Origin of the sequence: Aurantimonas marina, assembly GCF_017183135.1 — a bacterium.
Classification (GTDB): domain Bacteria; phylum Pseudomonadota; class Alphaproteobacteria; order Rhizobiales; family Rhizobiaceae; genus Aurantimonas; species Aurantimonas marina.
On the sequence record NZ_JADDXW010000001.1, the window covers coordinates 409,149 to 433,753 of the forward strand.

Sequence of the window (24,605 nt, forward strand, 5' to 3'; positions counted from 1 at the left end):
GCGCCGCAATCTTGAGCGATCGCCGAAAGCGACTATAAGTCGTGCGACCTGAGTAGGGGGAACAGTCCTTGGCCATCCGCAAGATCCTTGTCGCCAACCGATCCGAAATCGCCATCCGCGTCTTCCGCGCCGCCAATGAACTCGGCCTGAGGACCGTGGCGATCTGGGCGGAGGAGGACAAGCTGGCGCTCCACCGCTTCAAGGCGGACGAGAGCTATCAGGTCGGCCGTGGCCCGCATCTGACCAAGGACCTCGGACCGATCGAGAGCTATCTGTCGATCGAGGAGGTGATTCGCGTCGCCAAGCTGTCCGGCGCCGACGCCATTCATCCGGGCTACGGGCTCTTGTCGGAAAGCCCGGAATTCGTCGACGCCTGCCGCGAGGCCGGCATCGTTTTCATCGGCCCCACCGCCGACACCATGCGCCGGCTCGGCAACAAGGTCGCCGCGCGCAATCTGGCCGTCGAGGTGGGCGTGCCCGTCGTGCCGGCGACCCAGCCGCTGCCCGACGACATGACCAAGGTCCGCGAGATGGCCGCCGAGATCGGCTATCCGGTGATGCTCAAGGCCTCCTGGGGCGGCGGCGGGCGCGGCATGCGCGCAATCCGCGCCGAAAAGGACCTCGAGCGCGAGGTGATCGAGGGCAAGCGCGAGGCGATGGCGGCGTTCGGCAAGGATGAGGTCTATCTCGAAAAACTGGTCGAGCGCGCCCGTCATGTCGAGGTGCAGATTCTCGGCGACACCCACGGCAACATCGTCGACCTGTTCGAGCGCGACTGCTCGATCCAGCGCCGCAACCAGAAGGTCGTCGAGCGCGCGCCCGCGCCGTATCTGAACGACGCCCAGCGCCGCGAAATCGCCGGATATGCTCGCCAGCTCGCCGACGCGACCGATTATGTCGGCGCCGGTACGGTCGAGTTCCTGATGGATGCCGACACCGACGCCTTCTACTTCATCGAGGTCAATCCGCGCGTCCAGGTCGAGCACACCGTCACCGAGGAGGTGACCGGCATCGACATCGTCAAGGCGCAGATCCACATACTCGACGGCGCCGCGATCGGCACGCCGGAATCGGGCGTGCCGCGCCAGGAGGACATCAAGCTCAACGGCCATGCCCTGCAGTGCCGCATCACCACCGAGGATCCGGAGCAGAACTTCATCCCCGACTATGGCCGGATCACGGCCTATCGTGGCGCCACAGGTTTTGGCATCCGCCTCGATGGCGGCACCGCCTATTCGGGCGCCGTTATCACGCGCTTTTACGATCCGCTCCTGGAAAAGGTGACGGCCTGGGCGCCGACGCCGCAGGAGGCGATCGCCCGCATGGACCGGGCGCTGCGCGAGTTCCGCATCCGCGGCGTGGCAACGAACCTGACCTTTCTCGAGGCGATCATCGGCCACGATAAGTTCCGCGACAACACCTACACGACCAAATTCATCGACGACACGCCGGCGCTGTTCAGCCAGGTCAAGCGCCGCGACCGCGCCACCAAGCTCTTGACCTATCTCGCCGACGTCTCGGTCAACGGCCATCCGGAGACGAAACACCGGCCCCGTCCGACTGAAGGCCAGATCGCCCCGGTGCCGCCGCTGTTCAAGGCACCGATCGTCGACGGCACCCGCCAGAAGTTCGACGCCCTCGGCCCGAAGGCTTTCGCCGAATGGATGCGCGCCGAGCCGCAGGTCCTGATCACCGACACGACCATGCGCGACGGGCCGCAATCGCTGCTGGCGACCCGCGTCAGAACCCATGACATCGTCGCCATCGCCGACGCCTATGCGCGCGCCCTGCCACAGCTTCTCAGCCTCGAATGCTGGGGGGGCGCGACCTTCGACGTCGCCATGCGCTTCCTCACCGAGGACCCATGGGAGCGGCTGGCGCTGATTCGCGAGAAGGCACCGAACATCCTTCTCCAGATGCTGCTGCGCGGCTCGAACGGCGTCGGCTACACCAATTATCCGGACAATGTCGTCAGGCGCTTCGTCGCCGAGGCGGCCAAGGGCGGCGTCGATCTCTTCCGGGTGTTCGACTGCCTCAACTGGGTGGAGAACATGCGGGTCTCGATGGACGCCGTGTGCGAGGCCGGCAAGCTCTGCGAGGGGGCGATCTGCTATACCGGCGACCTGTTCGATCCGGATCGGTCGAAATACGACCTCAAATATTACGTGTCGCTGGCCAAGGAGATGGAAGCGGCCGGCGCCCATATTCTCGGCATCAAGGACATGGCGGGGCTGCTCAAGCCGGCCGCGGCGCGCGTCCTGTTCCGGACGCTGCGTCAGGAGACCGATCTGCCGATCCACTTCCACACCCACGACACGTCCGGCATTTCGGCGGCCACGGTGCTCGCCGCGATCGATGCCGGCGTCGATGCCGTCGATGCGGCGATGGATGCCCTTTCCGGCAACACCTCGCAGCCCTGCCTCGGCTCCATCGTCGAGGCGCTGAAGGGCACCGAACGTGATCCCGGCCTGTCGGCCGAGGCGATCCGGCGCATCTCGTTTTACTGGGAGGCGGTGCGGGCGCAGTACGCCGCCTTCGAGAGTGACCTCAAGGGTCCGGCTTCCGAGGTCTATCTGCATGAAATGCCGGGCGGACAGTTCACCAATTTGAAGGAGCAGGCGCGCTCGCTCGGCCTGGAGGCGCGCTGGCACCAGGTCGCCCAGACCTATGCCGACGTGAACAGGATGTTCGGCGACATCGTCAAGGTGACGCCCTCGTCCAAGGTCGTCGGCGACATGGCGCTGATGATGGTCAGTCAGGATCTCACCGTCGCCGACGTGCTCGACCCGGCCAAGGACCTCGCCTTTCCCGAGTCGGTGGTGGCGATGATGCATGGCGATCTGGGCCAGCCGCCGGCTGGATGGCCGGCGGACATCCAGACGAAGGTGCTGAAGGGCGAGACGTCGATCACCGTGCGGCCCGGCTCGCTGCTCGGCGAGGCCGATCTCGACGCCGAGCGCGCCGCCATCGAGGCGAAACTCGAACGCCCGGTGAGCGACCCGGAATTCGCTTCCTATCTGATGTACCCCAAGGTCTTCGCCGATTTCGCCGCCGTGCAGGAACTCTACGGTCCGGTCTCGATGCTGCCGACACCGTCCTATTTCTACGGGATGGACCAGGAGGACGAGGTTCTCGTCGATATCGAGCGCGGCAAGACCCTGGTCATTCGCTGCCTTGGCTTCGGCGAAACCGATGAAAAGGGCATGCGTACGGTCTTCTTCGAACTGAACGGCCAGCCTCGGCGGGTCAAGGTTCCCGACCGGGCCCATGGCGCGTCGGGCGCCGCGGTCCGGCCGAAAGCCGAAGCCGGCAACGCCAGCCATGTCGGTGCGCCGATGCCGGGCGTCGTCTCGACGCTGGCGGTCGCGCCCGGCCAGGCGGTCAAGGCCGGCGATGTCCTGTTGTCGATCGAGGCGATGAAGATGGAAACCGCCCTGCACGCCGAGCGCGACGGCACGGTCGAGGCGGTGCATGTGACCGCCGGCGCGCAGATCGACGCCAAGGATCTGCTCGTGGTCTACGCGGCCTGATCCTAAAGCATCAGCCGCCCGCCAGTCACCGCCAGGACCTCTCCCGTAACGTAGGTGGAATCGTCCGAGGCAAGATAGACATAGGCCGGCGCGAGTTCCGCCGGCTGCCCGGCCCGGCCGAGAGGCGTCGAGGAGCCGAAGTTCTCGACCTTCTCCTTCGGCATGGTCGAGGGAATGAGCGGCGTCCAGATCGGACCCGGAGCGACCGCGTTAACGCGAATTCCCTTGTCGGCGACCAGTTGGGCAAGACCGCCGGTAAAATTGGCGATCGCGCCCTTCGTGGTGGCATAGGCCAGCAATCCGGGCGACGGATCGGTCGCGTTGATCGAGGTGGTGTTCACGATCGCTCCGCCCGGCTGCATGTTCCGGATGGCGGCCTTGCAGAGATAGAACATCGAATGGATGTTGGTGCGGAAGGTCACGTCCCATTCCTCGGCACTGATCTCCTCGATGCTGTCGAACGTCGCCTGGTGAGCGGCGTTATTGACCAAGATGTCCAGCCGGCCGAAGGTATCCATCGCCTTCTTGACCAGCGCCTCGCAGTGATCCTCCTGCTTGATGTCGCCTGGCATCAGGATCGCCTGGCGACCGGCCTTTTCCACCAGACGCGCGGTCTCCCGGGCGTCCTCCTCCTCGTTGTAATAGGAGATGAGAACGTCAGCGCCTTCGCGCGCAAAGGCTATCGCGACGGCCCGTCCTATGCCGGAATCGCCGCCGGTGATGATCGCCGCGCGATCCGTCAGCTTTCCTGACCCCTTGTAGCTTTCCTCGCCGTGATCGGGCCTCGGAGACATCGCCTCCGTTTCACCTGGCATATCCTGATCTTGGTTCGGCTGCTTCGGGCGCGGATAGGCGTTTCGAGGATCGAGGGCCATGACGTTATCCCTTTCATCTGCAATGGGCGGACAACCAATTCGGATTGGTGCCGAACCGGCACGTGGTCGCCTCACGGATTGAAATCTCTTGGGAAACGCGCGAACTAGCTCCGGTTTCGGCTGGAGCACGGAATAATTTCGTCAGTCGACGAACCGTTGGTCAGGGAATGTCGGCCTTTCGCGCTTGGCGATTGCGCCAGGTCAAGCGGTCAGAGCCGGTGATATGCTCTTATCGCTCCAGCCGATGAAAATGGAGACGGCCCTGCCATCGAACCGGACGTCACCATCGAGGCGGTGCATGTTACCCCCGGCGCGCAGATGGGCGTCAAGGACCTGCAGTGGTTTCGGACAACAGGGGCCGATCTCGCCCATCATTGTTGCCCCGCGAACCGCGGTATTCATGCTGACGCTGATACGGTCCAAGGAGACGACAACGATGGTCGCGACGCCGGGTCCCTCGACCGAAACCAGATCGACGTTTCCTGGCGTGAACGACCGCTCGCCTGAAGAAACCGCGGCCAACGCGGTCGTTTACCTGTCGGGAAAGGTGAAGAAGCCGGCGGTCGACGTCGCCGTCCTATCGATACTGGCGGGCTTCTACATCGCCTTCGGCTCGATCTTCTACCTTGTCACTGGCGCGGGCAACGATGGCCTGTTCGGGCTCTCGCGTCTGTTCAGCGGCGTCGCCTTTTCCGTCGGCCTGGTACTCGTGGTCGTCGCCGGGGCGGAGCTTTTCACCGGCGACACGATGCTGGTGATTCAACGGGTGCGCCACACGCTCGACCGGGCCACGATGTGGCGGTTCTGGGGCATGGTCTATGCCGGGAATTTCGTCGGATCGCTGATCATCGCGATTCTATTCGTCATCGCCGGTGGGTACATGATCGGCGATGGTGCCGTGGGGCTCAACGCACTCAAGGTCTCTGCGGGAAAGACCGGCGACGCCTTCTACGCCAATTTCGCCGCGGGAATTCTTGCCAACATGCTAGTCTGTCTGGCCATCTGGCTGGCGCTCGCGGCACGAACCGTGCCGGGCAAGATCCTTGCGATTGTCGGTCCGATCGCGACCTTCGTCGCTGCGGGTTTCGAGCATTCTATCGCCAACATGTCGATCATACCGATCGGCCTGATGACGAAGTGGTTCGCCGGGGAACAGTTCTGGACGATAACCGCGTCCACACCTGATGCGTTTGATGGGCTTACCGTCGGCTGGTTCCTGTGGAACCTTCTGTTCGTGACGATCGGCAATATGATCGGCGGCGGCCTCATCGGTTTGTCTTATTGGTATGCATATCTGCGCGAGAAATAGGCGTCGTGCAGGCTTTGCTAGGATTGTCACTTTGAGTAATGGGCAGCGGATCGCGGCCGGCTGGAGCACTCGGCTGTCGTTCAGGACGCCGGGCGCGCGCCTTGCGGCCGCCATCGCCTTTTTCGTCAACGGCTTCGTGCTCGGCAGCTGGGCGCCGCAGGTGCCGGTGCTGGCCGACCGGCTCGCCATCACCCAGTCGACCCTCGGCCTGTTCGTTCTGGTGCTCGGGCTCGGCGCCATGACCGCCATGCCGCTGATCGGCGCCACGATCGCCCAGGGCGGGTCGCGGCGGCCCGTGCTGATAACGCAGATGCTGCTGGCTCTCGCCCTACCGCTGCTGGCGGTGGCGCCTACCGTGCCCCTCGCCGCTCTGGCGATCTTCTTCTACGGCATGACGCTGGGCGGCATGGATGTGGCGATGAACGCCAACGCCGTCGCGGTCGAGCGTAGTGCCGGCAAGGCGATCATGTCGTCCTTTCACGGCTTTTGGTCGATCGGCGGATTCGTCGGAGCCGGCGCCGGCGGGGCCGTCATCGCGGCGATCGGGTCGGTCGGACACACGCTCCTCGTCGGCGGCTTTACCCTCGCGATGCTGTGGCCGGTATGGCGGCACATGCTGGAAGACAGGCAAGCCGCCCCGGTCGACGACGACCCCCGGTCGGTTGGGCTGACCGGCCTGATCGCGGCCGCGAAACGTGATCGCGCCGCCCTCCTCACGGCGCTCGCCATCGGTATCTTTTCGCTGTTCGCGATGGTGCCGGAGGGCGCGGCGATCGACTGGAGCGCGATCTATCTGCGTCAGGATCTGAACGTCGACATCGCCGCATCAGGGTTCGGCTTCGCCGCTTTTTCGGCGGCGATGGCCCTGTTCCGCTTCGTCGGCGACAGGATCCGGGACCGAATCGGCGCGGTCGGCACCGTGCGCCTGTCCCTCCTCGTCGCAGTAGCGGGCCTGACGCTGATCGGTCTGGCGGGGAATCTCCCCGCGGTCCTGGCCGGATTCGCCCTGCTGGGCGTCGGCCTGTCCAATATCGTGCCGATCGCCTTTTCGGCCGCCGGCAACGTCGAGGACCTGAAGCCGGGCATCGGCATCGCCATCGCCACGACCTTCGGCTACTCCGGCATCTTAATCGCCCCCGCTGCGATCGGCGTCTTGGCGGAGCGCTTCGGCTTTCCGGCCGTATTCCTCGGAATGTCCACGCTCTTGTTGGTCATCCTCGCAATGTCGGCACTGATGGCCGGCGCCGACCGCCGAAAACACCGGTGATCTCAGGAGACCGGCACAAAGCCGGTCTCCTTTGTGACGGGCAGGCCGCGTTTTAGATCCGGCCGAGCAGAAGCAGGATCAGGATCACGACGACGATCAGGCCGAGAATACCGGACGGACCATAGCCCCAACCGCGCGAGTAACCCCACGACGGCAGCGCGCCGATCAGCAGGAGAATGAGGATGACGAGAAGGATGGTACCGATGCTCATGGTGAGGTCCGATCGTTTTTTTGACAACAGTCACCATCACAAACCGTTGAACGCCGTTTGGGTTCCCGCCTGAGGACGCAAATGATCCTGTCGGTTTAAGCCGGACCAAATCCTCCGATCGCGACAAATACGGCGAGCAGGGTGAAGATGATTGCCAGCGCCAGTGTCGGACGATACCCCCATCCCCGGGAATAGGGCCAAGTGGGCATGACCGCGATCAGGAGAAGAAACGCGACGACGACAACAATGGGTCCGTATTGGAAGGGCATCGGAAACTCCAGGGTGCATTGATCTTTGCCTCGGTACGCACCCCCTCGGCCGGGATCAAGATCGGTTCGGATCGCGATCTGAGGTTTTCGCTTGCCGGGCCGAGCGTCAATCGAATTGACAAGCCGGCGCCAAGACGCCACCTCGCAGGTCGACAGCGCATATCCTCAAGGTTCGCCATGACCGTTCAGACTTCGATCGACACCGTCGACGCCGATCCGGCACCGCGCCGCCCCACTGTCGGGGTCGATGTCGGCGGTATCGTCGTCGGTGGCGACGCGCCGGTCGTGGTGCAGTCGATGACCAACACCGATACCGCCGACATCGACGCGACGGTGGCACAGGTCGCTGCCCTTGCCGAGGCTGGGTCGGAAATCGTGCGGATCACCGTCGATCGCGACGAATCCGCCGCGGCGGTGCCAAGGGTGCGCGAACGGCTGGACCGGTTGGGTGTCACCGTGCCGCTCGTCGGCGACTTCCACTATATCGGCCACAAGCTTCTGGCCGACCATCCGGCCTGCGCCGAAGCGCTGGCCAAATACCGCATCAACCCGGGCAATGTCGGCTTCAAGGACAAGAAGGACCGGCAGTTCGTCGCCATCGTCGAAACGGCGATCCGCTACGACAAACCAGTGCGAATCGGCGTCAATTGGGGCTCGCTCGACCAGGAGCTCTTGACCCGGCTGATGGACGCCAACAACGACTTGCCTCAGCCACGCTCGGCCCGCGCCGTAACCCGCGAGGCGATCATCCAGTCGGCGCTCCTGTCGGCCGCGCTGGCCGAGGAAACCGGGCTTTCACGCAAGCGTATCATCCTCTCGGCCAAGGTCAGCCAGGTGCAGGATCTGATCGCCGTCTACCGTGATCTCTCGCGCCGTACGGACCACGCGCTGCATCTCGGCCTGACCGAGGCCGGCATGGGCTCGAAGGGCATTGTCGCCTCGTCCGCGGCGATGGGCATCCTTCTTCAGGAGGGCATTGGCGACACGATCCGTGTGTCGCTGACGCCGGAGCCGGGCGGCGACCGCACGCGTGAAGTGCAGGTCGCCCAGGAACTCCTGCAGACGATGGGGTTTCGCCAGTTCGTGCCGGTGGTCGCGGCCTGTCCCGGGTGTGGCCGCACGACCTCGACCGTCTTTCAGGAGCTCGCCGAAAAAATTCAGACGGACCTGCGTGTCAACATGCCGGTCTGGCGGGAGAAATATCCCGGTGTCGAGGCACTCAACGTCGCGGTGATGGGCTGTATCGTCAACGGGCCGGGCGAATCCAAGCACGCCGATATCGGCATTTCGCTGCCGGGGACCGGCGAGACGCCCGCCGCGCCGGTCTTCGTCGACGGCAAGAAGACGGTGACGCTGCGCGGGCCGAACATCGCGACCGAGTTCCAGGCCATGGTCGCCGCCTATATCGAGCGCCGCTTCGGAGAAAAGCAGGCTGCGGAATAGGCGGTTCCGGTCTGCCGGCTGGTGAGGGTCCCGTGGCGTTTGTCCGTCGGCCTTTCCGTCGGGCTGCCGCTTCGTCATAGTGAGAGCCGGCCGGGTGAGTTGGTCCATTCACCGGCCGACCCGATGCGGATCAGTGCGATGCGAGACGACTTCTTCCCCGTTCGGCATGCCTGCCTCTGCGTGGCCATGGGAGTTTTTGCTCTCGCCGCCATCACGCCGACGCGGGCCACTCCGACTGGTGCCGGCTCATCCCTGACCCTGCCCGCCCTCGCCTATCCGACCACCCCGCCCGCGATCGTCGCCGACCCGAGCGGCCCGCGCGACCCAAGCCCCGCCAAGGCGGCGACTTTACAGACGTCGAAACCAACGGCCGCCGACATTTGCGCGTTGATCGCCGCGAACGCCGACGCCGTCGGCATGTCCAGGGACTTCTTCGCCCGGCTGATCTGGAAGGAAAGCCGTTTCGACAGCGGCGCGATCTCTCCCGTCGGGGCCCAGGGCATCGCCCAGTTCATGCCCTATACCGCCGACGAACGCGGCCTCGCCGATCCGTACAATGTTGCGTCAGCCATCCGTCACTCGGCGCTCTATCTCGGCGACCTGAAGGCCGAATTGGGCAATTGGGGACTGGCCGCGGCCGCCTACAATGGCGGCATCAACCGGGTGAAGCGCTGGATCGCCAATGGCGGCTCTCTCCCCTATGAAACCGAGGAATACGTCAACGCCATCACCTTCCGCCCGGCCGACTGGTTCAAGGAAGACGGCAACGAACTGGAGGAGCGGCGGCTCGACTCCAAGCTCGATTTTATCGAAAGCTGCGCTCGGTTGCCCATCATGAAGACGCGGGCGATCTTCGCCACTGTCGAGAGTGCGCCGATGCGGCCGTGGGGCGTGCAGGTCGCCGGGCATGTGAAGCAGTCGGTCGCGATGAAGATGTTTCGCCGCGTCCAGTCTGCCTATTCCGGGATCCTCGGCGGCAAGACGCCGATCGTCCTGCGCGACCGTACCGGAGGGCGCGCCAGGATCTATGCCGTCAGGATCGGCGCCGAGACCCGAGGCGAGGCCGACCAGCTCTGCCAGCGCCTGCGCGGCGCCGGCGGTTCCTGCGTGGTGATGAAGAACTGAAGCTTTCAGCTTGCGGACATTGCCGGATGGGCTACGCTGCTTATGCGAACTGGAGATGCCGATGCGTACGACGATCGCCCTCGACGATGACTTGGTTGCAAAGGCACAGGATTTTACGGGGCTTAAAGAAAAAAGTGCGCTCGTACGCGAAGCGCTGAAAGCCCTGATCGAGCGAGAGAGCGCGAGACAGCTGGCGCGCTTGGGCGGCAGCGAGCCGGACTTGACCATCGCCCCGCGTAGGCGCATTCCGCCGGAATGATCCTTGTCGACACCTCGATCTGGATCGATCATCTCCGCCTCGCAGATGCGGAATTGTCGGAGTACCTTCTCCAGGCGCAGGTCTTGACGCATCCTTTCGTCATTGGGGAACTGGCCCTTGGAAATCTGCGTCAGCGCCAGACCATTCTCCAAGCCTTGGATGACCGTCCGCGAGCCATTATTGCCTCTGATGCGGAGGTGCAGCGCTTTATCGAAGACGAAAAGCTGTTCGGTGCCGGTATAGGATATGTCGACGCACACCTGCTCACCTCGGCCCGGATTACGCCAGGAGCCACCTTATGGACCGGGGACAGGCGCCTCCGCGCGGCGGCCGAGCGGCTGTCGCTCGCCGGCAATGGCAGTGAGTAGACGACGCCCCTGTCGGATATATGAGGCAGGAACGATCGACATGGCCTCAGCTGCTCCGATACCGCTCGGTCCTGTCGCTCAACTGCGTCTATCCGCCACGAACCGCGCCGTCTCGACCAACGTCGTCGCTCGGTCGCCATAGGGCGCCAGTTCCGCTTCGGCCTGCGCCACGAGTTCGGCGAGGCGGTCTTGCGTCCAGGCGATGCCGTTGAGCGCCGGCAGCGTCTTCTTGCCCCGCACGCGATCCTTGCCCGCCGCCTTGCCGAGCGTCGCGGCGTCCGCCGTCTCGTCGAGGAGATCGTCGGCGAGCTGGAAGGCGAGCCCGACGATCTCACCGAAACGCCGCAGCCGGGCGCGATCGTGCGCCGCCGCCTCGGCGATCACCGGCCCGGCCTCGCAGGCGCAGGCGATCAGCGCCCCGGTCTTCATCGCCTGCATCGTAGCGATCTCATCCTCCGACAGGGCGCGCCCCTCGGCCTCCAGATCGAGCGCCTGTCCCCCGGCCATGCCCGCCGCCCCCGCCTCGCGCGAAAGCAGCGCGACCAGCCCGAGACGCGCCGAAGCCGACAGTCCGTCCTCATCCGCGATCAGACCGAAGGCGAGCGTCAGCAGGCTGTCACCGGCGAGAATCGCCGTCGCCTCATCGAACGCCTTGTGAACGGTCGGCTTGCCGCGCCGCATGGCGTCGTCGTCCATGGCCGGCAAATCGTCATGGACCAACGAATAGCAGTGGACGCATTCCAGCGCGATCGCCGCACCGAGCGTCTTAGCCGGATCGGCGCCGAACAGGCAGGCGCTCTCCACAAGCAGAAACGGCCGCAGCCGCTTGCCGCCGTCGAGCGCGCCATGACGCATCGCCCCAAGAAGCCGCTCGGGGGCCGCCGCCAGCAGCGGGTCCGAGCCGCCAAGGCGGCGCGTCAGAGAAGCCTCGACCGCCTTTGCCGACGCGGCCAGCCGCGTTTCGAATTCACTCGCGCTCATTCGCGTATCCCTGCTCCCCAACGTCGCGTCCGGCTTTGCCCATGTGGCGCCGCCGGTCAAGCAAAGCGGCATTGCGACGCCGCAGCGACCCGGCTAGAACGCATTTCATGAGCCTTCGCCGTCGCCTCCGCATCTTGGAAAGTCCGGGCGCCCGTCGCGACGGACCGCTCTGATGCGCCGCATTTTTGCCGGCGCTTTCCTTCTTGTTCTGGTGCTCGTGGCGATTCCGTTCGTCCTGACACCGCTCTATGGCATCCGCGCGGTGCATCCCGTCTCGACGCTCATGCTGGCCGATCATTTCAGCTTCCGCCCGTTACTGCGCGAATGGGTCCCGATCGACGACGTTGCGCCGGTCATGGTCTATTCGGTGATGATGTCGGAGGACGGGCAGTTCTGCCGACATGACGGCATCGACTGGGGCGAAATGCGCGCCGTCGTCGAAGAGGCGTTGGCCGGCGAGGAGACGCGCGGCGCCTCGACCATCCCGATGCAGATGGTGAAGAACCTGTTTCTGTGGAACGGCCGGTCCTATCTGCGCAAGGGACTGGAAGCACCGCTGGCGCTTTACGCCGATGCCGTCCTGTCGAAGCGACGCATCATGGAAATCTACCTGAACATCGTCGAGTGGGACACCGGCGTCTATGGCATCGGCGCGGCGAGCCAGCACTATTTCGGCCGCCCCGCCGCCCAACTCAATGCCCGCCAGGCCGCTCTCCTCGCCGTCACGCTGCCTGCTCCCGGCACCCGCAACCCCGCCAATCCGAGCAAGAGCCTCGATCGCCTGGCCCGCCGCGTCGAACGGCTGGCGAGCCGGTCCGGCGACTATATCGGTTGTCTGAAACCGGCGAAGGCGAGCTGACGGATTTCGCCTCGCCCCCTTTCCAAAGGCGCCGGGCTTTGCTATGGGCACCCTCGAATTCCCGTCATGGTGAAGCCTTGCCGCGATCGCAGCGTGATCGCAGTGGCTTTGGACGTGAAAGCGCGGCGCCAGAAACTGGGACGTTTTCTCGCGTTGGCGCGCAACAGATCAGACTGACGTCGCCGATGCGCCTCGCGGGCCATCGCCCGACAGCCCGAACGGAGCAGAACATGGCCGTACCCAAACGCAAAACATCCCCGTCGAAGCGCGGCATGCGCCGCTCCATGGATGCGCTGAAGGCGCCGACCTATATCGAGGACAAGGATTCGGGCGAACTGCGCCGGCCGCACCACGTCGATCTGAAGACCGGCATGTATCGCGGTCGTCAGATTCTGACGGTCAAGGAAAAAGCCTGACACCAAAGCTGGCGCCATGCGTCATCGCGCGCACGCGGCAGACTCGGTGTCTGGGCGTGATGGCGGCCGCGATCCGTTGCGGATGTCTGCTCCCGCGCCACAATAGCGCAGCCAAATTCTGAATTAGAATCGAGAGTGGCCGGTTTCCGCAACCGGCCTTTTTCGCGTTGTGGGTCAAGGATCTGGCGTGACGCGTTTCCGACCTCGGAACGTGAGACCTCAATCCTTCTTCTTGCCGTCGAGGGCCTCGATGCGCTTTTGCATCTCGGCGAGTTGCTGGCGCATCGCTTTCAGGTCGTCCTGGCCGGACGCCACGTCGCTCTCCGAGCCGGGCGCGGGCTCACTCCCGCCTTTACCGGCCTCGTTCATTGCCCCCGCGACGAACGGGTTGAACACCGCCATGGCCTTCCGGAACATCTCGGTGTTGCGGACGACCTGCGCCTCCATCATCTTGATCGGCGATTGGGCCATGGGCCCGGCCATCTTGTCGCGAAACCCCTCCTGTTCGCGGGTGAAGGCGCTCATCGTCTGTTCCAGATAGCCGGGGATAACCATCTGCATCTGGTCGCCATAGAACCGGATGAGCTGGCGTAGGAAGGCGATCGGCATCAAGTTCTGCCCGCCCTTGTTCTCCTGCTCGAAGATGATCTGCGTCAGCACCGAATGCGTGATGTCCTCGCCGGACTTGGCGTCCTGGACGACGAACTCCTCGTTGCTCTTGACCATCGCGGCCAGGTTTTCCAGCGTCACATAGGTGCTGGTCCCGGTATTGTAGAGCCGACGGTTGGCGTATTTCTTGATGACCGTAACGTCCGAATTCTTGGCCATGCCTCACCCCTTGTCCACAACACCGTCAGCGCGGCGGCGTCGCTTTGTGCGACTGCTTCGTTGCGCCGCATAAATGATAGGCACAAAACCGGGCGCTTTCCAAACCTTTCGGCCACAAGCAGCTGGGAGCGACCGGTTTTCGGTCACCAAAGGTAAAGCAGGGCGTTGATTCCTCCGCAGGCGGCATCCGGCGGCCAGACCCGCGTTTGACAGTGGCAAACCGCCTCTGCGACAAACGTGAGACAAGCCATGACGGGTGCCCTATCTGCCATTTCAGCCAAAGGCACCGGACTCGGCACGGCGCTCATCTCCAGGGAAGGACATGTCATGAATAACGGACAATCGGTCGTCATCGCCGGGGCCGCGCGCACGCCGGTCGGCTCCTTCAACGGCGCCTTCGCGACCGTGCCGGCCCATGAGTTGGGCGCCGCCGCGATTCGCGAGGCGCTGGCGCGCGCCAAGGTCGAGGCGGGCGAGGTCGACGAGGTGATCCTCGGTCAGGTGCTGACCGCCGGCGAGGGGCAGAATCCGGCGCGGCAGGCGGCGATGCTGGCGGGTTGCCCGAAGGAAACCACCGCCTGGGCATTGAACCAGCTCTGCGGCTCCGGTCTGCGCACCGTCGCCATCGGCATGCAGCAGATCGCTTGTGGCGACGCCAAGGTGATCGTCGCCGGCGGCCAGGAATCGATGTCGATGGCGCCACACGCCGCGCATCTGCGCTCCGGCCAGAAGATGGGAGATCTCAAGCTGATCGACACCATGCTGAAGGACGGGCTACTCGACGCCTTCAACGGCTATCACATGGGCAACACCGCCGAGAACGTCTCGCGCCAGTGGCAGATCACCCGCGAGATGCAGGATGAATTCGCGGTCAAATCGCAGAACAAGGCCGAGGCCGCGCAGAAGGCCGGCCGCTTCAAGGACGAGATCGCGCCCTTCACGGTCAAGGGCCGCAAGGGCGACACCATCGTCGAGGACGACGAATACATCAAGCACGGCACCACGCTCGACAAGGTGCAGAAGCTGCGTCCCGCCTTCGACAAGGAGGGCTCGGTCACGGCGGCCAACGCCTCCGGCATCAATGACGGCGCGGCGGCAACGGTGCTGATGAGCGAGGCCGAGGCCGAGCGGCGCGGCCTGACCCCGCTGGTGCGGATCGTCTCCTGGGCCACCGCCGGCGTCGACCCGGCGATCATGGGCACCGGCCCGATCCCGGCCTCGCGCAGGGCACTGGAAAAGGCCGGCTGGAGCGTCGAGGATCTCGACCTCGTCGAGGCCAACGAGGCCTTCGCGGCGCAGGCCTGCGCGGTCAACAAGGATCTCGGCTGGAACCCGGACATCGTCAACGTCAATGGCGGGGCGATCGCCATCGGCCATCCGATCGGAGCGTCAGGCAACCGGGTCCTCAACACGCTGATCCACGAGATGATCCGCCGCGACGCCAAGAAGGGCCTCGCGACGCTGTGCATCGGCGGCGGCATGGGCGTCGCCATGTGCTTCGAGCGAATGTAGGACGACGACACCAACAACCGGCGGGCGGATGGAGGTCCGCCCGTTTGATGCCGGCATGGACACGCAACGGGAGGAAACACATGGGCAAGGTAGCGATCGTGACAGGAGGCTCGCGCGGCATCGGCGCGGCGATCTCCAAGGCATTGAAGGCGGCGGGGCATACGGTCGTTGCGACCTATGCCGGCAATGACGAGAAGGCGAACGCCTTCAAGGACGACACCGGCATCCCGGTCCATAAATGGGACGTGTCGTCCTTCGAGGCGTGCTCCGAGGGGATCGCCAAGGTCGAGGCCGAACACGGCCCGGTCGAGATCCTGGTCAACAATGCCGGGATCACCAAGGATGCCATGTTCCACAAGATGACGCCGGAGCACTGGCAGGCGGTCATCGGCACCAATCTGTCCGGCCTGTTCAACATGACCCGCCCGGTCTGGGAGGGCATGCGCGAGCGCAATTTCGGCCGGATCATCAACATCTCGTCGATCAACGGCCAGAAGGGCCAGGCCGGCCAGGCCAACTATTCCGCCGCCAAGGCCGGCGACCTCGGCTTCACCAAGGCGCTGGCGCTGGAGGGCGCCAAGAAGGGCATCACGGTCAACGCGATCTGTCCCGGCTACATCAACACCGACATGATGGCGACGATCTCCGACGACGTCATGCAAAAGCACATCCTGCCGCAGATCCCTGTCGGCCGGCTCGGCGAGGCCGACGAAATCGCCCGCTGCGTGGTGTTCCTCGCCTCCGACGACGCCGGCTTCATCACCGGCTCGACGCTGTCGGCCAATGGCGGCCAGTATATGGACTGAGTTCGGTTCGGGGCGGCTGACAATCCGCCGCCCCACTTTCCGTCAGCCGACCGGCAGCATCCGCCGCTCAGCATCCGAGACGAAGCAGAGATCGAGCAGCTTCTGCACCTCGGCGGCATGACGAAAATCCGGCTCGCCATTGACCCCCGACAAGAGCGCGATGACGAACCGGTCGGCGTTGCGCGGCGTCGGCGGGCATTCGAGCGGCTTCCAGGTCTGGGTCTCGATATCCGACCCGAGACAGACCCGCAGCATCGAATCGGTCTGGTTCGCCCAGATCTTCAGGGCGCCCTTGTCGCCGTGGATGGTCAGATCGAGATCGTTGGCGCGGCCGGTGGCGTAGCGACTCATATGGACGACACCGAGCGCGCCGTTCGAAAACTCCACCGTCATCGCGCAGGAATCATTGGCATCGAGCTTGTAGGCGCCGATGGCCCCACCCTCGGCCTTGTCGAAGGTCTTCAGCCGTGCTTGCAGCGCGACAATGTCGAGGCCGGTGCCATAGGTGGCGAAGTCGAGGATGTGGATGCCGATATCGCCGAGCACGCCCTTGGAGCCATGCGCCGTCGACAGGCGCCACAGCCATCGCTCGTCGATGCGCCAGTCACCCCAATGCTGGCCGGTCAGCCAGCTCTGCAGATAACTCGCCTCGACGTGGCGCACCGTGCCGATTTCGCCCGCCTCGATCATCCGCCGCGCCATCTGAATTCCGTGGGCGTTGCGGTAGGTGAGGTTGACCATGTTGATCAGCCCCGCCCGCTCGGCCGCCTCGGCCATCTCGAAGGCGTCGGCGGCGTCGACGGCGAGCGGCTTTTCGCAGAACACCGCCTTGCCCGCCGCCAGGATCTCCAGCGTCGTCGGCTTGTGGACATTGTCCGGCGTCGAATTGACGACGGCATCGAACTCGCCCCATTGGAGAGCGGCGCCAAGGCTGTCGAAGGATTTCGGGATGGCGTGCATGTCGGCGAAGGCGCGGGCCCGTTCGCCATTGGTGTCGCAAGCCGCGACGATCCGGCAACCGGGAATCGACAGGAAATGCTCGGCATGGCGATGCGAGATACCGCCGGTGCCGAGGATCATGATGCGCTTTTCGCCAGCGGCGGCCCCGGTCTCGCCGTCTCCCCCGCTGCTCATCGGTAGCCGGCCTCCCCGGCCTTGTGCAGTCTCGGCCCCTTGACCTCGATCTGCTCCGGCGCCTTGTCGGCCGGCACGTTCGGCGCCGCCGCGACATCCTTCCAGGCGGGCACCGGATTGTAGGCCCAGCGCACCGCATTCTGGATAACCGTCTGGATCTCCGCATTGTGGTAGATCGGGTAGGTCTCGTGGCCGGGCCGGAAATAGAAGATCTTGCCCGCCCCGCGCTGATAGGTCAGGCCGGAGCGAAATACCTCGCCGCCCTCGAACCAGGAGATGAATACCGTCTCCATCGGCTCGGGCACCAGAAACGGCTCGCCGTACATTTCCGCGTTCGGCAGTTCGATCGCCGGGCCCACCCCTTGCACGATCGGGTGCGAGCGATTCACCGCCCACAGTCGCTCCCGTTCGCCCGCCTCGCGCCAGCGCAGCGAACAGGGCGTGCCCATCAGCCGCTTGAACACCTTGGCGAAATGGCCCGAATGCAGGACGATCAGGCCCATACCCTCGTGGACTCGGGCGGCAACGCGGTCCGCGATCTCATCCGAAACCTGGCCGTGCGCCTTGTGCCCCCACCAGACGAGCACGTCGGTTTCATCGAGGCGCGCCTGCGACAGACCATGTTCGGGCTCGTCGAGCGTCGCGGTCGAGACCGCAAAATCCTGCTCGGTCGACAGGAATGCGGCGATCGTGCCGTGGATCCCGTCCGGATAAATCTCCTTGACGACCGGGTTCTCCCGTTCGTGGATGAACTCGTTCCACACGACGGTCCGGATGGTCATGGCTTCCTCCGCTCAGATATCGATCCGCCCCCTTAAAACGCGTCCATCTAGGCAGGCGGCCCCCCTCTCGTCAGCTCGCCTCGAGAAGTGCGAAGGGCAGCTTGGCCAAAATCGCGTCGAGCGCAAGTTCGCCGGAGGCCTCGACGGTCTCGTCGGAGAGGATGTTGCGCCAGGATCGAGCGGCCAGCGTCTCCGGCAGGCTGATCCGCGTGTCGCCCCAGCGCTCGGCCCGAACGTCGATGGCTTCGCGCCCATCGAGAAGCGTCAGGCAAAGCCGCGGCGCCACGACAATCGCCGCGCCGCCGGTCTCGTTGGTCCGCGCGAAGGCGACGACGTGCCGCGCCATGTCGCCCTCAACCGCCAGCGGCACATAGCTGCCGGTGGTGAACAGCGCCGGCGTCCGGCCCCGCATCGCCAACCCTGCGGCCGTAAGCATCGCCTTGATGCGGCCGGTGCGCCAATCGGCCAGAGCCTCCTCGAACGTCACGCCGCCGGCAATCGCCTCGCTGCGTGCCGAAAAATCGACGTCCCGCCGGTTGTCAGGATCGACGAGTGAGACATCGTAGAATTCCGTGCCCTGGTAGATATCGGGAACACCGGGGGCAGCGAGCTTGATCACCGTCTGCGATAGCGATGTCAGGGCTCCGGCTGCGACGAAGGGCTGCGCCGCCGCCCAGAAGTCGGCAAGGAACGTGCCCGACTTCTCCGGATCGAGCGCCGCGCCGACGAAGCCGCGCAGCGCGCGCTCGTAAGGCTCGGCCGGCGAAGTCCAGCTGGTCCAGCGCTTGGCCTCGCGCACGGCCTTTTCCGCATAGGCTGCCAGACGGCCGGCGATCGCTTCCCTCTGCGCCCCGTCGGCGGGGTCGAAATCGGCCGGCAATACGCCGAGCAGCGATTGGTAGAGCCCCCATTCGGTGGCCGGTTCCGGCGCCTCGAAACCAGCGCCGATGTCCTTGCGCCACGGTGCCATCCGTTCGGCAAACTCGGTGATGAGATCGCGCCAGTGCTCCGGCGCCTCGGACAGGGTATAGAGCCGGGCGCGGGCATCCTCGCCGCGCTTGGTGTCGTGGGTCGAGGTGGCGAGCAGGCCTTCGGGCTGGTCCTCGACCCGAATTTGCATCGCCGCGTGGAACGCATCCAGGTCGGCGCCGTAATGATCGGGTTCGCCGCCCACCTCGTTGAGGGCGATCAGCCGGTTGTAGCGGTAGAACGCGGTATCCTCGACGGCCTTGGCCATGACCGCGCCGGTGGTCTGCTGAAACCGCCGGGTGAAGTCCAGCGAAGCGGCGACGTCCGCGCCGTCCTCGAAATCCAGCTTGAGCAGGCGGCCGATGAACTGGATCGGCTCGTCGGCTTCGACCTCGCGCCAGGTCATGGCGAGATCGACGGCATCGTCGATGATTGCGATATCGCGCTGCGGCACGCCGTCGACCGAGACATAGGTGCGATAGACCGGCAGTGCGGTCGCGACCTCGACGATCGCCCGTGCGATGGTGTCCTGTCCCAGATCGCGCGTGGCAAGGCCCCGTCCCGCCACGGCCAGGGCGAGACCGGTCAAGTGAGCCAGTTCGCCGGCGAGGTTGCGCTGGAAGATCGAGCGCTTCTGGCGGGTGATCATGCCCCGCAAATCCTCGTCCTCGCCGAGGAAATCGTGATAGGCCGCCGTCATCGCCTCTTCCTGCCCGGCATCGACGAAGAGGCCGGACAGGGCGGTGATAAATTCGTAGCCGGTGGTCCCCTCGATCTCCCAGGAGGTACGCAGGCGCTCGGGACCGGTCAGGATCTTCTCGACATGGATCGTCGGCGAGCGGCGAACCGAGTGGAACGCCTGCTTCAACTGTTCGAGGTAGCCCTTCGGGTCGGCCAGACCATCGACGTGATCGATCCGGATTCCGTCCAGCCGGCGCTCGCGGGCCAGCCGGATGACCAATTGATGGGACTCGCGGAAGACCCGCCGCGATTCCTGCCGGACGCCGATCAGGTCGGCGATCTCGAAAAACCGCCGATAGGTCAGCTTCTCACGGGCCGTCCGCCACCAGGCCAGTCGCCAGGCCTGCGCTTCGTGGAGTTCGTGCAGGGCGTGTTGATCGCCATTGATCGTCTCGAGCGCTCGGTCGAGGGCGTTGCTGAACTCCTTCTCGGTCAGATGTTCCGAAAAGCGTTCCGCCAGTTCCTCCGCCTCGGCCGGGGTCGAGACGGAAAAGCGCCGCACCATCCGGTCCTTTTCCGGATGATCCATCAAGCCGAAGACATGGCCGTAGGTTCTGGGATCGATCGGCAGTCCATAGCCGGAGGCATCGAAGCGCAACTGAGCGTTCTCCGCGTCGAGCTCGACCGACAGATCGCCCTCGGCCAGCGCCTCGCCATAGGGCTTGCCGAGCACCGGGACGAGGATCTTTTCCGCTTCCCAGGAAATGTCGAAGGTCTGGGCGTAGCGGCTTTCGGCGCCCCAGCGCAAAACATCTTCCCACCAATGGTTCCTCGGCGAAACGCCCATGTGGTTGGGAACGAAGTCGGCGATCAGCGCGAGATCCGAAGCGACCAGGGCATCGCTCATGGCGGTGAAGCCGCTCAGCCCGCCGAGATCGTCCTCGAAGGCGTTGTAATCGGTGACGTCGTAGCCGTGCGTCGAACCGGGAGAAGCCGCGAAAATCGGCGAGGCATAGAGATGGCTGACGCCAAGCCGCGCCATGTAGGGCGCGAGCTGCCCGGCCGTCTCGAACGTCGTGCCCTCGCGAAACTGCAGGCGGTAGGTGGCAACGAGAGGGCGGCTCATGAGGCGATGGGTCTTTCTTCACGCATGGCGGCGGCAAGCGCGCGGAAACGCTCGTTCCCCGGCAGGTCCTCGATCGGGATATCCGACCGGATACGCCAGTTCGGATATTGGTCGGTCGTGCCGGGAAGATTGGGCTGGCGCTCGGCTCCGACCATGTCGTCGAGTTGCACCGTCACTAGCACGGATGGCGTGCGGGCGACGAAGCGGTGGATCGCGACGGCCAATTCGGCGGGCAATTCCGCCGGCAGGTCGTCCGTTCCGGCCACCGCCGGGCGCAGATCGTCGGGGAGTATCCCCTCCTCCGCCAATGCCACGGCCAGCGCACGGCGATCATGCCGGCGGCTGTCGCGGTCGCGCTCGGTGGCGGCGGCGTCCTGGGTGCCCATCGCGGCCCGCAACGCAATGTCGGCACCCTGCCACCATCCCGCAAGGGTGGCGAGATCATGGGTCGAGACGCAGGCGAGCGCGAGCTTCGGATAGGCGCTTGGCGGCAGGAACTCCGTCTCGCGGTGGCGCTCGAAATACAGCACCCGGTAGGACAGGATTCGTGCCGCTTCCATATTGTGCCGGAAGCCCGGCGGCACGGTGCCGAGGTCCTCGCCGATGACGAGGCAGGCATTCGCCTCGGACGCCGCCGCGACCGCATCGACCATCGCGCCAAGCGGATAGCGGACATAGCCCCCGCCCGACGACGCAACGCCGTCGGGAATCCACCACAAGCGGGCAAGCCCCATCACATGGTCGATCCGAATCGCCCCGGCATTGCGGGTGAGCGCCTCGAAGGAATCGCGCAGCGGCTTGTAGTTCCGTTCGGCGAGTGCTTTGGGCGACAGCGGTGCCAGCCCCCAGTCCTGTCCCTGGCTGTTGAACATGTCCGGCGGCGAGCCGACACGCGCCGCGCCGACCGTCAGCGACGGATCCGCCCAGGTCTCCGCTCCGTCGGGCGCCACGCCCACCGCGAGATCGAGATAGAGGCCGATCGACATTCCCGCGGCGAGCGCGCGCGCCTGAGCTTCGGCCAACTGCTCCTCGGCCTCATGTTGCAGCCAGTGGTGAAACAGGACGAGGTCGGCGTTGTCTTCGGCAAAGCGGGCCACCTCCGCACTGTCCCGGTCCTGGAGCGCCGCCGGCCATGAGTGCCAGCCCGCATGGGCTCCGGCCTCGACCTGCTGTTGGGAGATCGCCTCGAACAGGGCGAACCCCGCCAAGGACTCCCCTCCTCCGGCGCAAAAACGGTCGAACGCCTGATCGGCGCGGATCTCGTCGATCCGCCCAACGAAAATACGCTTCAGCAGAGCGCGTTTCACCTGGCCCACTGCGAGGTATTCGACGAGGTCGCCATCGAGGTCGTCAAAGAGCCCCGGCTCCTCGCTCCTCAGCCGCGCGATCGCCTCCGGTCCGCCCGCCAGTTGGTCGATGGCGATGTACATTGGATTGAGGAAGCGGCGGCTCGAAGGCGAATAGGGACTGTAGCGGCCGGGATCGGCCATGAACAGCGCATGCAGCGGATTGACGCCGACGAAGCTCGCGCCTTCGTCGGCCGCCAGTTGCGCCAGCTTTGCCAGATCCTCGAAATCGCCGATGCCCAGATTGCGGTTCGAGCGCAGGCTGTAAAGCTGGCATGCCGCGCCCCAGGCGCGGTTCGACGCGATCGCCTCAGGCAGGGAGCAGCGCCGCGTCGGCACATCTTGCGCTTCATCGAAACTGCCCAACGTGCCGTGATCTGGATCCACGCCGAGCGCCGCAAGCAAACCGCGCTTGGCCTCATCCGAGATCAGCTGGCGCTCTCCGAGCTCGGAAACATAGGCGAGTTGGATGCCGTGGCTTTCGGCGAGTCTGTCGAGGGACACGCTCACGCCGGGGAATCCGCGATCGAGCGCTGCTCTTCCAGGCGGAAGACGACGGACGGCCCGGGCAGCGTACGCGTCATGAGATCCGCGTCGGCGCCCTTCGGATGCGCATGAACCAGCGCTCCGCAGCTCAGGTCGCCCTTCATGACATCCGCGGGAATCGCCCAAGGCTCGTCGTCCAGATTGGCGAAGAGATGCAGGACCGCGCCGCCCTTCAAGACCCACGCCACGACAAACGCCCGGGAATTATCCGAGACGTGATAGCTGCCACAATAGGCCGGAATGTCTTGTAGCAGCGGAACGATCGTTTGCTGGCGCTTGGCGAGAAGCGCCTTGGTCATGGCCAGCCGTCGAGCATAGGTGGGGCGGCGCATCATCGACCAGTCCAGCCGCGAATCGCGGAACGTCGTCGCGGCGTTCGGGTCGGGGATCAACTGGCGCGCCTCTTCATCGCGGAAGGCGCCAAACTTCCTAAATTCGTTGCGCCTGCCCTCCCGCACGGCGTCGCCAAGTTCGCCATCGAAATCCGTGAAAAAGCTGAATGGATGGGTGTCGCCATACTCTTCGCCCATAAACATCAGCGGAATCTGCGGCGACAGGAGGAGGATGGCCTGAAGACATTCGTTCACCCGACGCGACGCGAGATCCGTCAGCCGGTCGCCGAACGCGCGATTGCCGATCTGGTCGTGGTTCTGCAGGAAATTGACGAAGGCCGTCGGCGGCAGATGGCCGGACGGCTGACCCACCTTACGGTCCCGCGTTTGCGAATGCTGACCCTGGTACACGAAGCCGGTAGCGAGACACTTGGCCATCTGCTCGACACTGTGGCGCACATAATCGGCGTAGTAGCTCTCCTCTTCATGGGTGGCGAGCACATGAGCGCAATGATGAAAATCGTCGTTCCACTCGCCGGAGATAAGCTTGGGCTCGCCCGATGCCCCGCGTTCGATATGCCAGGTGATGTTGCGGTCGTCCTCGCTGGTGAGATGGACGTGCCGGTCCGGGAACGCCGCCCGTACCCGCGTCGCCAGTTCCTCTACCAACGGCGTCTCCGTCGTGTCCTCGATTGAGTCGATGGCGTCGAGGCGAAGCCCGTCGATGCGGTATTCATCCAGCCAATACAGGGCGTTCTCGATCATGAATGCGCGCACCGGCGCCTCGTCATAGGCGATCGCCGCCCCCCAAGGCGTATGGATTTCCTCGTGGAAGAACTCGGGGGCATACGAATTGATGAAATTCCCATCCGGACCGAAGTGATTGTAGACGACGTCGAGGAAGACCATCAGCCCGCGCGCATGCGCGGCGTCGACGAGCCGCTTCAGTCCATCGACCCCGCCATATGCCTCATGCGGACAATAGAGCAGTACGCCGTCGTAGCCCCAGCCCCGCCGGCCGCCGAACTGGGCGACGGGCAGAAGTTCGATCGCGGTCACCCCGACCTCGCGCAGATAGTCGAGCTTGTCGATGACGGCGTCGAAGGTACCCTCGGGCGTGAACGTGCCGGTATGGAGTTCGTAGAACACCGCTTCCCGCCAGGGCCGTCCGGCCCAGTCGGCCGATTTCCACGCGAAGTCTGCGGGATCGACCAACTGCGACAGGCCGTGCACGTCGCCTACCTGCGCCCGCGCCGCCGGATCCGGCACCACATTGTCGCCATTCACGCGAAAACCATAGCCGCCGCCGACCGCGACACGATCCGTGGTGACGCGCCACCAGCCTTCCGCGTCCTTGTCCATGGTGAGAAATTTAAGCGAACCGTCTCCCGTGGCGGCGGCCAGTTCGATCGACTGCGCGCTGGGCGCCCATAGCCGGAACTCGGTATGATCACCGTGCCGGGCAGTACCCCAGGAGGTTTCGAAGGAAGATCTGTCGCTGCTCGCCATGTCCACGGGCCTGCTACCTGTCTCGTTTCGAGTCCCGGACCGCACGCGGGCCGCGATCTGAGGGTCGATCAAAATTCGCGGGAAAAAGTCAGCGGCGCGCGTCAACTCATCGGCCGTCGCGC

At 65.0% G+C, this 24,605-nt stretch carries 21 protein-coding genes; 11 read left to right on the forward strand and 10 right to left on the reverse strand.

Features of this window, described 5'->3' with window-relative positions; genetic code table 11:
* Window positions 1-68: 68 nt before the first annotated feature.
* Entirely contained in the window at window positions 69-3,530 is a 3,462-nt protein-coding gene (gene pyc / locus ING15_RS01975) for a pyruvate carboxylase (RefSeq protein ID WP_206453077.1), read from the forward strand.
* A 2-nt stretch (window positions 3,531-3,532) separates the two neighbouring features.
* On the opposite strand, the gene ING15_RS01980 is transcribed toward pyc, so the two are convergent.
* A complete protein-coding gene (locus ING15_RS01980) occupies window positions 3,533-4,405 on the reverse strand; it encodes an SDR family oxidoreductase (protein ID WP_206453078.1) in 873 nt (290 codons plus the stop codon).
* 436 nt (window positions 4,406-4,841) lie between these two features.
* On the opposite strand from ING15_RS01980, the gene ING15_RS01985 reads away from it, so the two are divergent.
* Both ING15_RS01985 and ING15_RS01990 read left to right on the forward strand, forming a co-directional pair.
* On the forward strand, window positions 4,842-5,714 hold the full coding sequence (locus ING15_RS01985) for a formate/nitrite transporter family protein (RefSeq protein WP_206453079.1): 873 nt from the start codon (window positions 4,842-4,844) through the stop codon (window positions 5,712-5,714).
* A 31-nt stretch (window positions 5,715-5,745) separates the two neighbouring features.
* Window positions 5,746-6,981 carry an MFS transporter gene (locus ING15_RS01990; protein WP_332873749.1) on the forward strand — a complete coding sequence of 412 codons (1,236 nt, stop codon included), beginning with the start codon at window positions 5,746-5,748 and terminating at the stop codon, window positions 6,979-6,981.
* A gap of 52 nt (window positions 6,982-7,033) precedes the next feature.
* Here the strand turns inward: ING15_RS01990 and ING15_RS01995 are convergent, their stop codons facing one another.
* Window positions 7,034-7,192 (reverse strand): DUF3309 family protein, encoded by a 159-nt coding sequence (locus tag ING15_RS01995; protein WP_206453081.1) that lies wholly within the window; start codon window positions 7,190-7,192, stop codon window positions 7,034-7,036.
* A 95-nt stretch (window positions 7,193-7,287) separates the two neighbouring features.
* On the reverse strand, window positions 7,288-7,461 hold the full coding sequence (locus tag ING15_RS02000; protein WP_206453082.1) for a DUF3309 family protein: 174 nt from the start codon (window positions 7,459-7,461) through the stop codon (window positions 7,288-7,290).
* A gap of 177 nt (window positions 7,462-7,638) precedes the next feature.
* On the opposite strand from ING15_RS02000, the gene ispG reads away from it, so the two are divergent.
* The 4 genes from ispG to ING15_RS02020 all read left to right on the forward strand — a co-directional run bounded on the left by ispG (window position 7,639) and on the right by ING15_RS02020 (window position 10,656).
* A complete protein-coding gene (gene ispG / locus ING15_RS02005; RefSeq protein WP_206453083.1) occupies window positions 7,639-8,904 on the forward strand; it encodes a flavodoxin-dependent (E)-4-hydroxy-3-methylbut-2-enyl-diphosphate synthase in 1,266 nt (421 codons plus the stop codon).
* A 138-nt stretch (window positions 8,905-9,042) separates the two neighbouring features.
* A complete protein-coding gene (locus ING15_RS02010; RefSeq protein ID WP_232845491.1) occupies window positions 9,043-10,029 on the forward strand; it encodes a transglycosylase SLT domain-containing protein in 987 nt (328 codons plus the stop codon).
* Between the two features lie 61 nt (window positions 10,030-10,090).
* On the forward strand, window positions 10,091-10,288 hold the full coding sequence (locus tag ING15_RS02015) for a type II toxin-antitoxin system VapB family antitoxin (protein WP_206453084.1): 198 nt from the start codon (window positions 10,091-10,093) through the stop codon (window positions 10,286-10,288).
* Window positions 10,285-10,656 carry a type II toxin-antitoxin system VapC family toxin gene (locus ING15_RS02020; protein WP_206453085.1) on the forward strand — a complete coding sequence of 124 codons (372 nt, stop codon included), beginning with the start codon at window positions 10,285-10,287 and terminating at the stop codon, window positions 10,654-10,656. Before ING15_RS02015 ends, ING15_RS02020 begins: the two co-directional genes overlap by 4 nt.
* A gap of 78 nt (window positions 10,657-10,734) precedes the next feature.
* Here the strand turns inward: ING15_RS02020 and ING15_RS02025 are convergent, their stop codons facing one another.
* Window positions 10,735-11,637, reverse strand: a complete 903-nt coding sequence (locus ING15_RS02025; protein ID WP_206453086.1) for a polyprenyl synthetase family protein — start codon at window positions 11,635-11,637, stop codon at window positions 10,735-10,737.
* Between the two features lie 172 nt (window positions 11,638-11,809).
* Between ING15_RS02025 and ING15_RS02030 the strand changes: the two genes are divergently transcribed.
* Both ING15_RS02030 and rpmF read left to right on the forward strand, forming a co-directional pair.
* A complete protein-coding gene (locus ING15_RS02030; RefSeq protein ID WP_206453087.1) occupies window positions 11,810-12,496 on the forward strand; it encodes a biosynthetic peptidoglycan transglycosylase in 687 nt (228 codons plus the stop codon).
* A gap of 230 nt (window positions 12,497-12,726) precedes the next feature.
* A complete protein-coding gene (gene rpmF / locus ING15_RS02035; RefSeq protein ID WP_206453088.1) occupies window positions 12,727-12,912 on the forward strand; it encodes a 50S ribosomal protein L32 in 186 nt (61 codons plus the stop codon).
* 219 nt (window positions 12,913-13,131) lie between these two features.
* Here rpmF and phaR read toward each other — a convergent pair whose 3' ends face one another.
* Window positions 13,132-13,740 carry a polyhydroxyalkanoate synthesis repressor PhaR gene (phaR, locus tag ING15_RS02040; protein ID WP_206453089.1) on the reverse strand — a complete coding sequence of 203 codons (609 nt, stop codon included), beginning with the start codon at window positions 13,738-13,740 and terminating at the stop codon, window positions 13,132-13,134.
* Window positions 13,741-14,067: 327 nt separating this feature from the next.
* On the opposite strand from phaR, the gene ING15_RS02045 reads away from it, so the two are divergent.
* On the forward strand, window positions 14,068-15,252 hold the full coding sequence (locus tag ING15_RS02045; protein WP_206453090.1) for an acetyl-CoA C-acetyltransferase: 1,185 nt from the start codon (window positions 14,068-14,070) through the stop codon (window positions 15,250-15,252).
* 80 nt (window positions 15,253-15,332) lie between these two features.
* The gene (gene phbB, locus ING15_RS02050; RefSeq protein ID WP_206453091.1) at window positions 15,333-16,058 is read left to right on the forward strand and encodes an acetoacetyl-CoA reductase; all 726 of its coding nucleotides are present in this window, start codon (window positions 15,333-15,335) and stop codon (window positions 16,056-16,058) included.
* Window positions 16,059-16,100: 42 nt separating this feature from the next.
* On the opposite strand, the gene ING15_RS02055 is transcribed toward phbB, so the two are convergent.
* From ING15_RS02055 to treZ, 5 genes are all read right to left on the reverse strand, one after another.
* The gene (locus ING15_RS02055) at window positions 16,101-17,192 is read right to left on the reverse strand and encodes a Gfo/Idh/MocA family protein (RefSeq protein WP_206453092.1); all 1,092 of its coding nucleotides are present in this window, start codon (window positions 17,190-17,192) and stop codon (window positions 16,101-16,103) included.
* The gene (locus tag ING15_RS02060) at window positions 17,189-17,974 is read right to left on the reverse strand and encodes a ThuA domain-containing protein (protein WP_206453093.1); all 786 of its coding nucleotides are present in this window, start codon (window positions 17,972-17,974) and stop codon (window positions 17,189-17,191) included. Before ING15_RS02060 ends, ING15_RS02055 begins: the two co-directional genes overlap by 4 nt.
* A gap of 70 nt (window positions 17,975-18,044) precedes the next feature.
* Entirely contained in the window at window positions 18,045-20,750 is a 2,706-nt protein-coding gene (treY, locus tag ING15_RS02065; RefSeq protein ID WP_206453094.1) for a malto-oligosyltrehalose synthase, read from the reverse strand.
* Window positions 20,747-22,606: a 4-alpha-glucanotransferase gene (gene malQ, locus ING15_RS02070; protein ID WP_206453095.1), complete on the reverse strand. Its 1,860-nt coding sequence runs from the start codon at window positions 22,604-22,606 to the stop codon at window positions 20,747-20,749. The genes treY and malQ overlap by 4 nt, the downstream gene beginning before the upstream one ends.
* A complete protein-coding gene (gene treZ / locus ING15_RS02075; RefSeq protein ID WP_206453096.1) occupies window positions 22,603-24,483 on the reverse strand; it encodes a malto-oligosyltrehalose trehalohydrolase in 1,881 nt (626 codons plus the stop codon). The genes malQ and treZ overlap by 4 nt, the downstream gene beginning before the upstream one ends.
* Window positions 24,484-24,605 lie beyond the last annotated feature (122 nt).

Bases quoted from the DNA above. Each gene is read 5' to 3' on its own strand.
- ING15_RS02030 (WP_206453087.1), top strand. From the start codon at position 11,810: ATGCGCCGCATTTTTGCCGGCGCTTTCCTTCTTGTTCTGGTGCTCGTG.
- ING15_RS02060 (WP_206453093.1), bottom strand. From the start codon at position 17,974: ATGACCATCCGGACCGTCGTGTGGAACGAGTTCATCCACGAACGGGAG.
- treY (WP_206453094.1), bottom strand. From the start codon at position 20,750: ATGAGCCGCCCTCTCGTTGCCACCTACCGCCTGCAGTTTCGCGAGGGC.
- ING15_RS02000 (WP_206453082.1), bottom strand. From the start codon at position 7,461: ATGCCCTTCCAATACGGACCCATTGTTGTCGTCGTCGCGTTTCTTCTC.
- phaR (WP_206453089.1), bottom strand. From the start codon at position 13,740: ATGGCCAAGAATTCGGACGTTACGGTCATCAAGAAATACGCCAACCGT.
- ING15_RS02025 (WP_206453086.1), bottom strand. From the start codon at position 11,637: ATGAGCGCGAGTGAATTCGAAACGCGGCTGGCCGCGTCGGCAAAGGCG.
- ING15_RS01985 (WP_206453079.1), top strand. From the start codon at position 4,842: ATGGTCGCGACGCCGGGTCCCTCGACCGAAACCAGATCGACGTTTCCT.
- ING15_RS02055 (WP_206453092.1), bottom strand. From the start codon at position 17,192: ATGAGCAGCGGGGGAGACGGCGAGACCGGGGCCGCCGCTGGCGAAAAG.
- rpmF (WP_206453088.1), top strand. From the start codon at position 12,727: ATGGCCGTACCCAAACGCAAAACATCCCCGTCGAAGCGCGGCATGCGC.
- ING15_RS02020 (WP_206453085.1), top strand. From the start codon at position 10,285: ATGATCCTTGTCGACACCTCGATCTGGATCGATCATCTCCGCCTCGCA.
- ING15_RS01995 (WP_206453081.1), bottom strand. From the start codon at position 7,192: ATGAGCATCGGTACCATCCTTCTCGTCATCCTCATTCTCCTGCTGATC.
- ING15_RS02010 (WP_232845491.1), top strand. From the start codon at position 9,043: ATGCGAGACGACTTCTTCCCCGTTCGGCATGCCTGCCTCTGCGTGGCC.
- ING15_RS02045 (WP_206453090.1), top strand. From the start codon at position 14,068: ATGAATAACGGACAATCGGTCGTCATCGCCGGGGCCGCGCGCACGCCG.
- ING15_RS02015 (WP_206453084.1), top strand. From the start codon at position 10,091: ATGCGTACGACGATCGCCCTCGACGATGACTTGGTTGCAAAGGCACAG.
- ispG (WP_206453083.1), top strand. From the start codon at position 7,639: ATGACCGTTCAGACTTCGATCGACACCGTCGACGCCGATCCGGCACCG.
- phbB (WP_206453091.1), top strand. From the start codon at position 15,333: ATGGGCAAGGTAGCGATCGTGACAGGAGGCTCGCGCGGCATCGGCGCG.
- treZ (WP_206453096.1), bottom strand. From the start codon at position 24,483: ATGGCGAGCAGCGACAGATCTTCCTTCGAAACCTCCTGGGGTACTGCC.
- ING15_RS01980 (WP_206453078.1), bottom strand. From the start codon at position 4,405: ATGGCCCTCGATCCTCGAAACGCCTATCCGCGCCCGAAGCAGCCGAAC.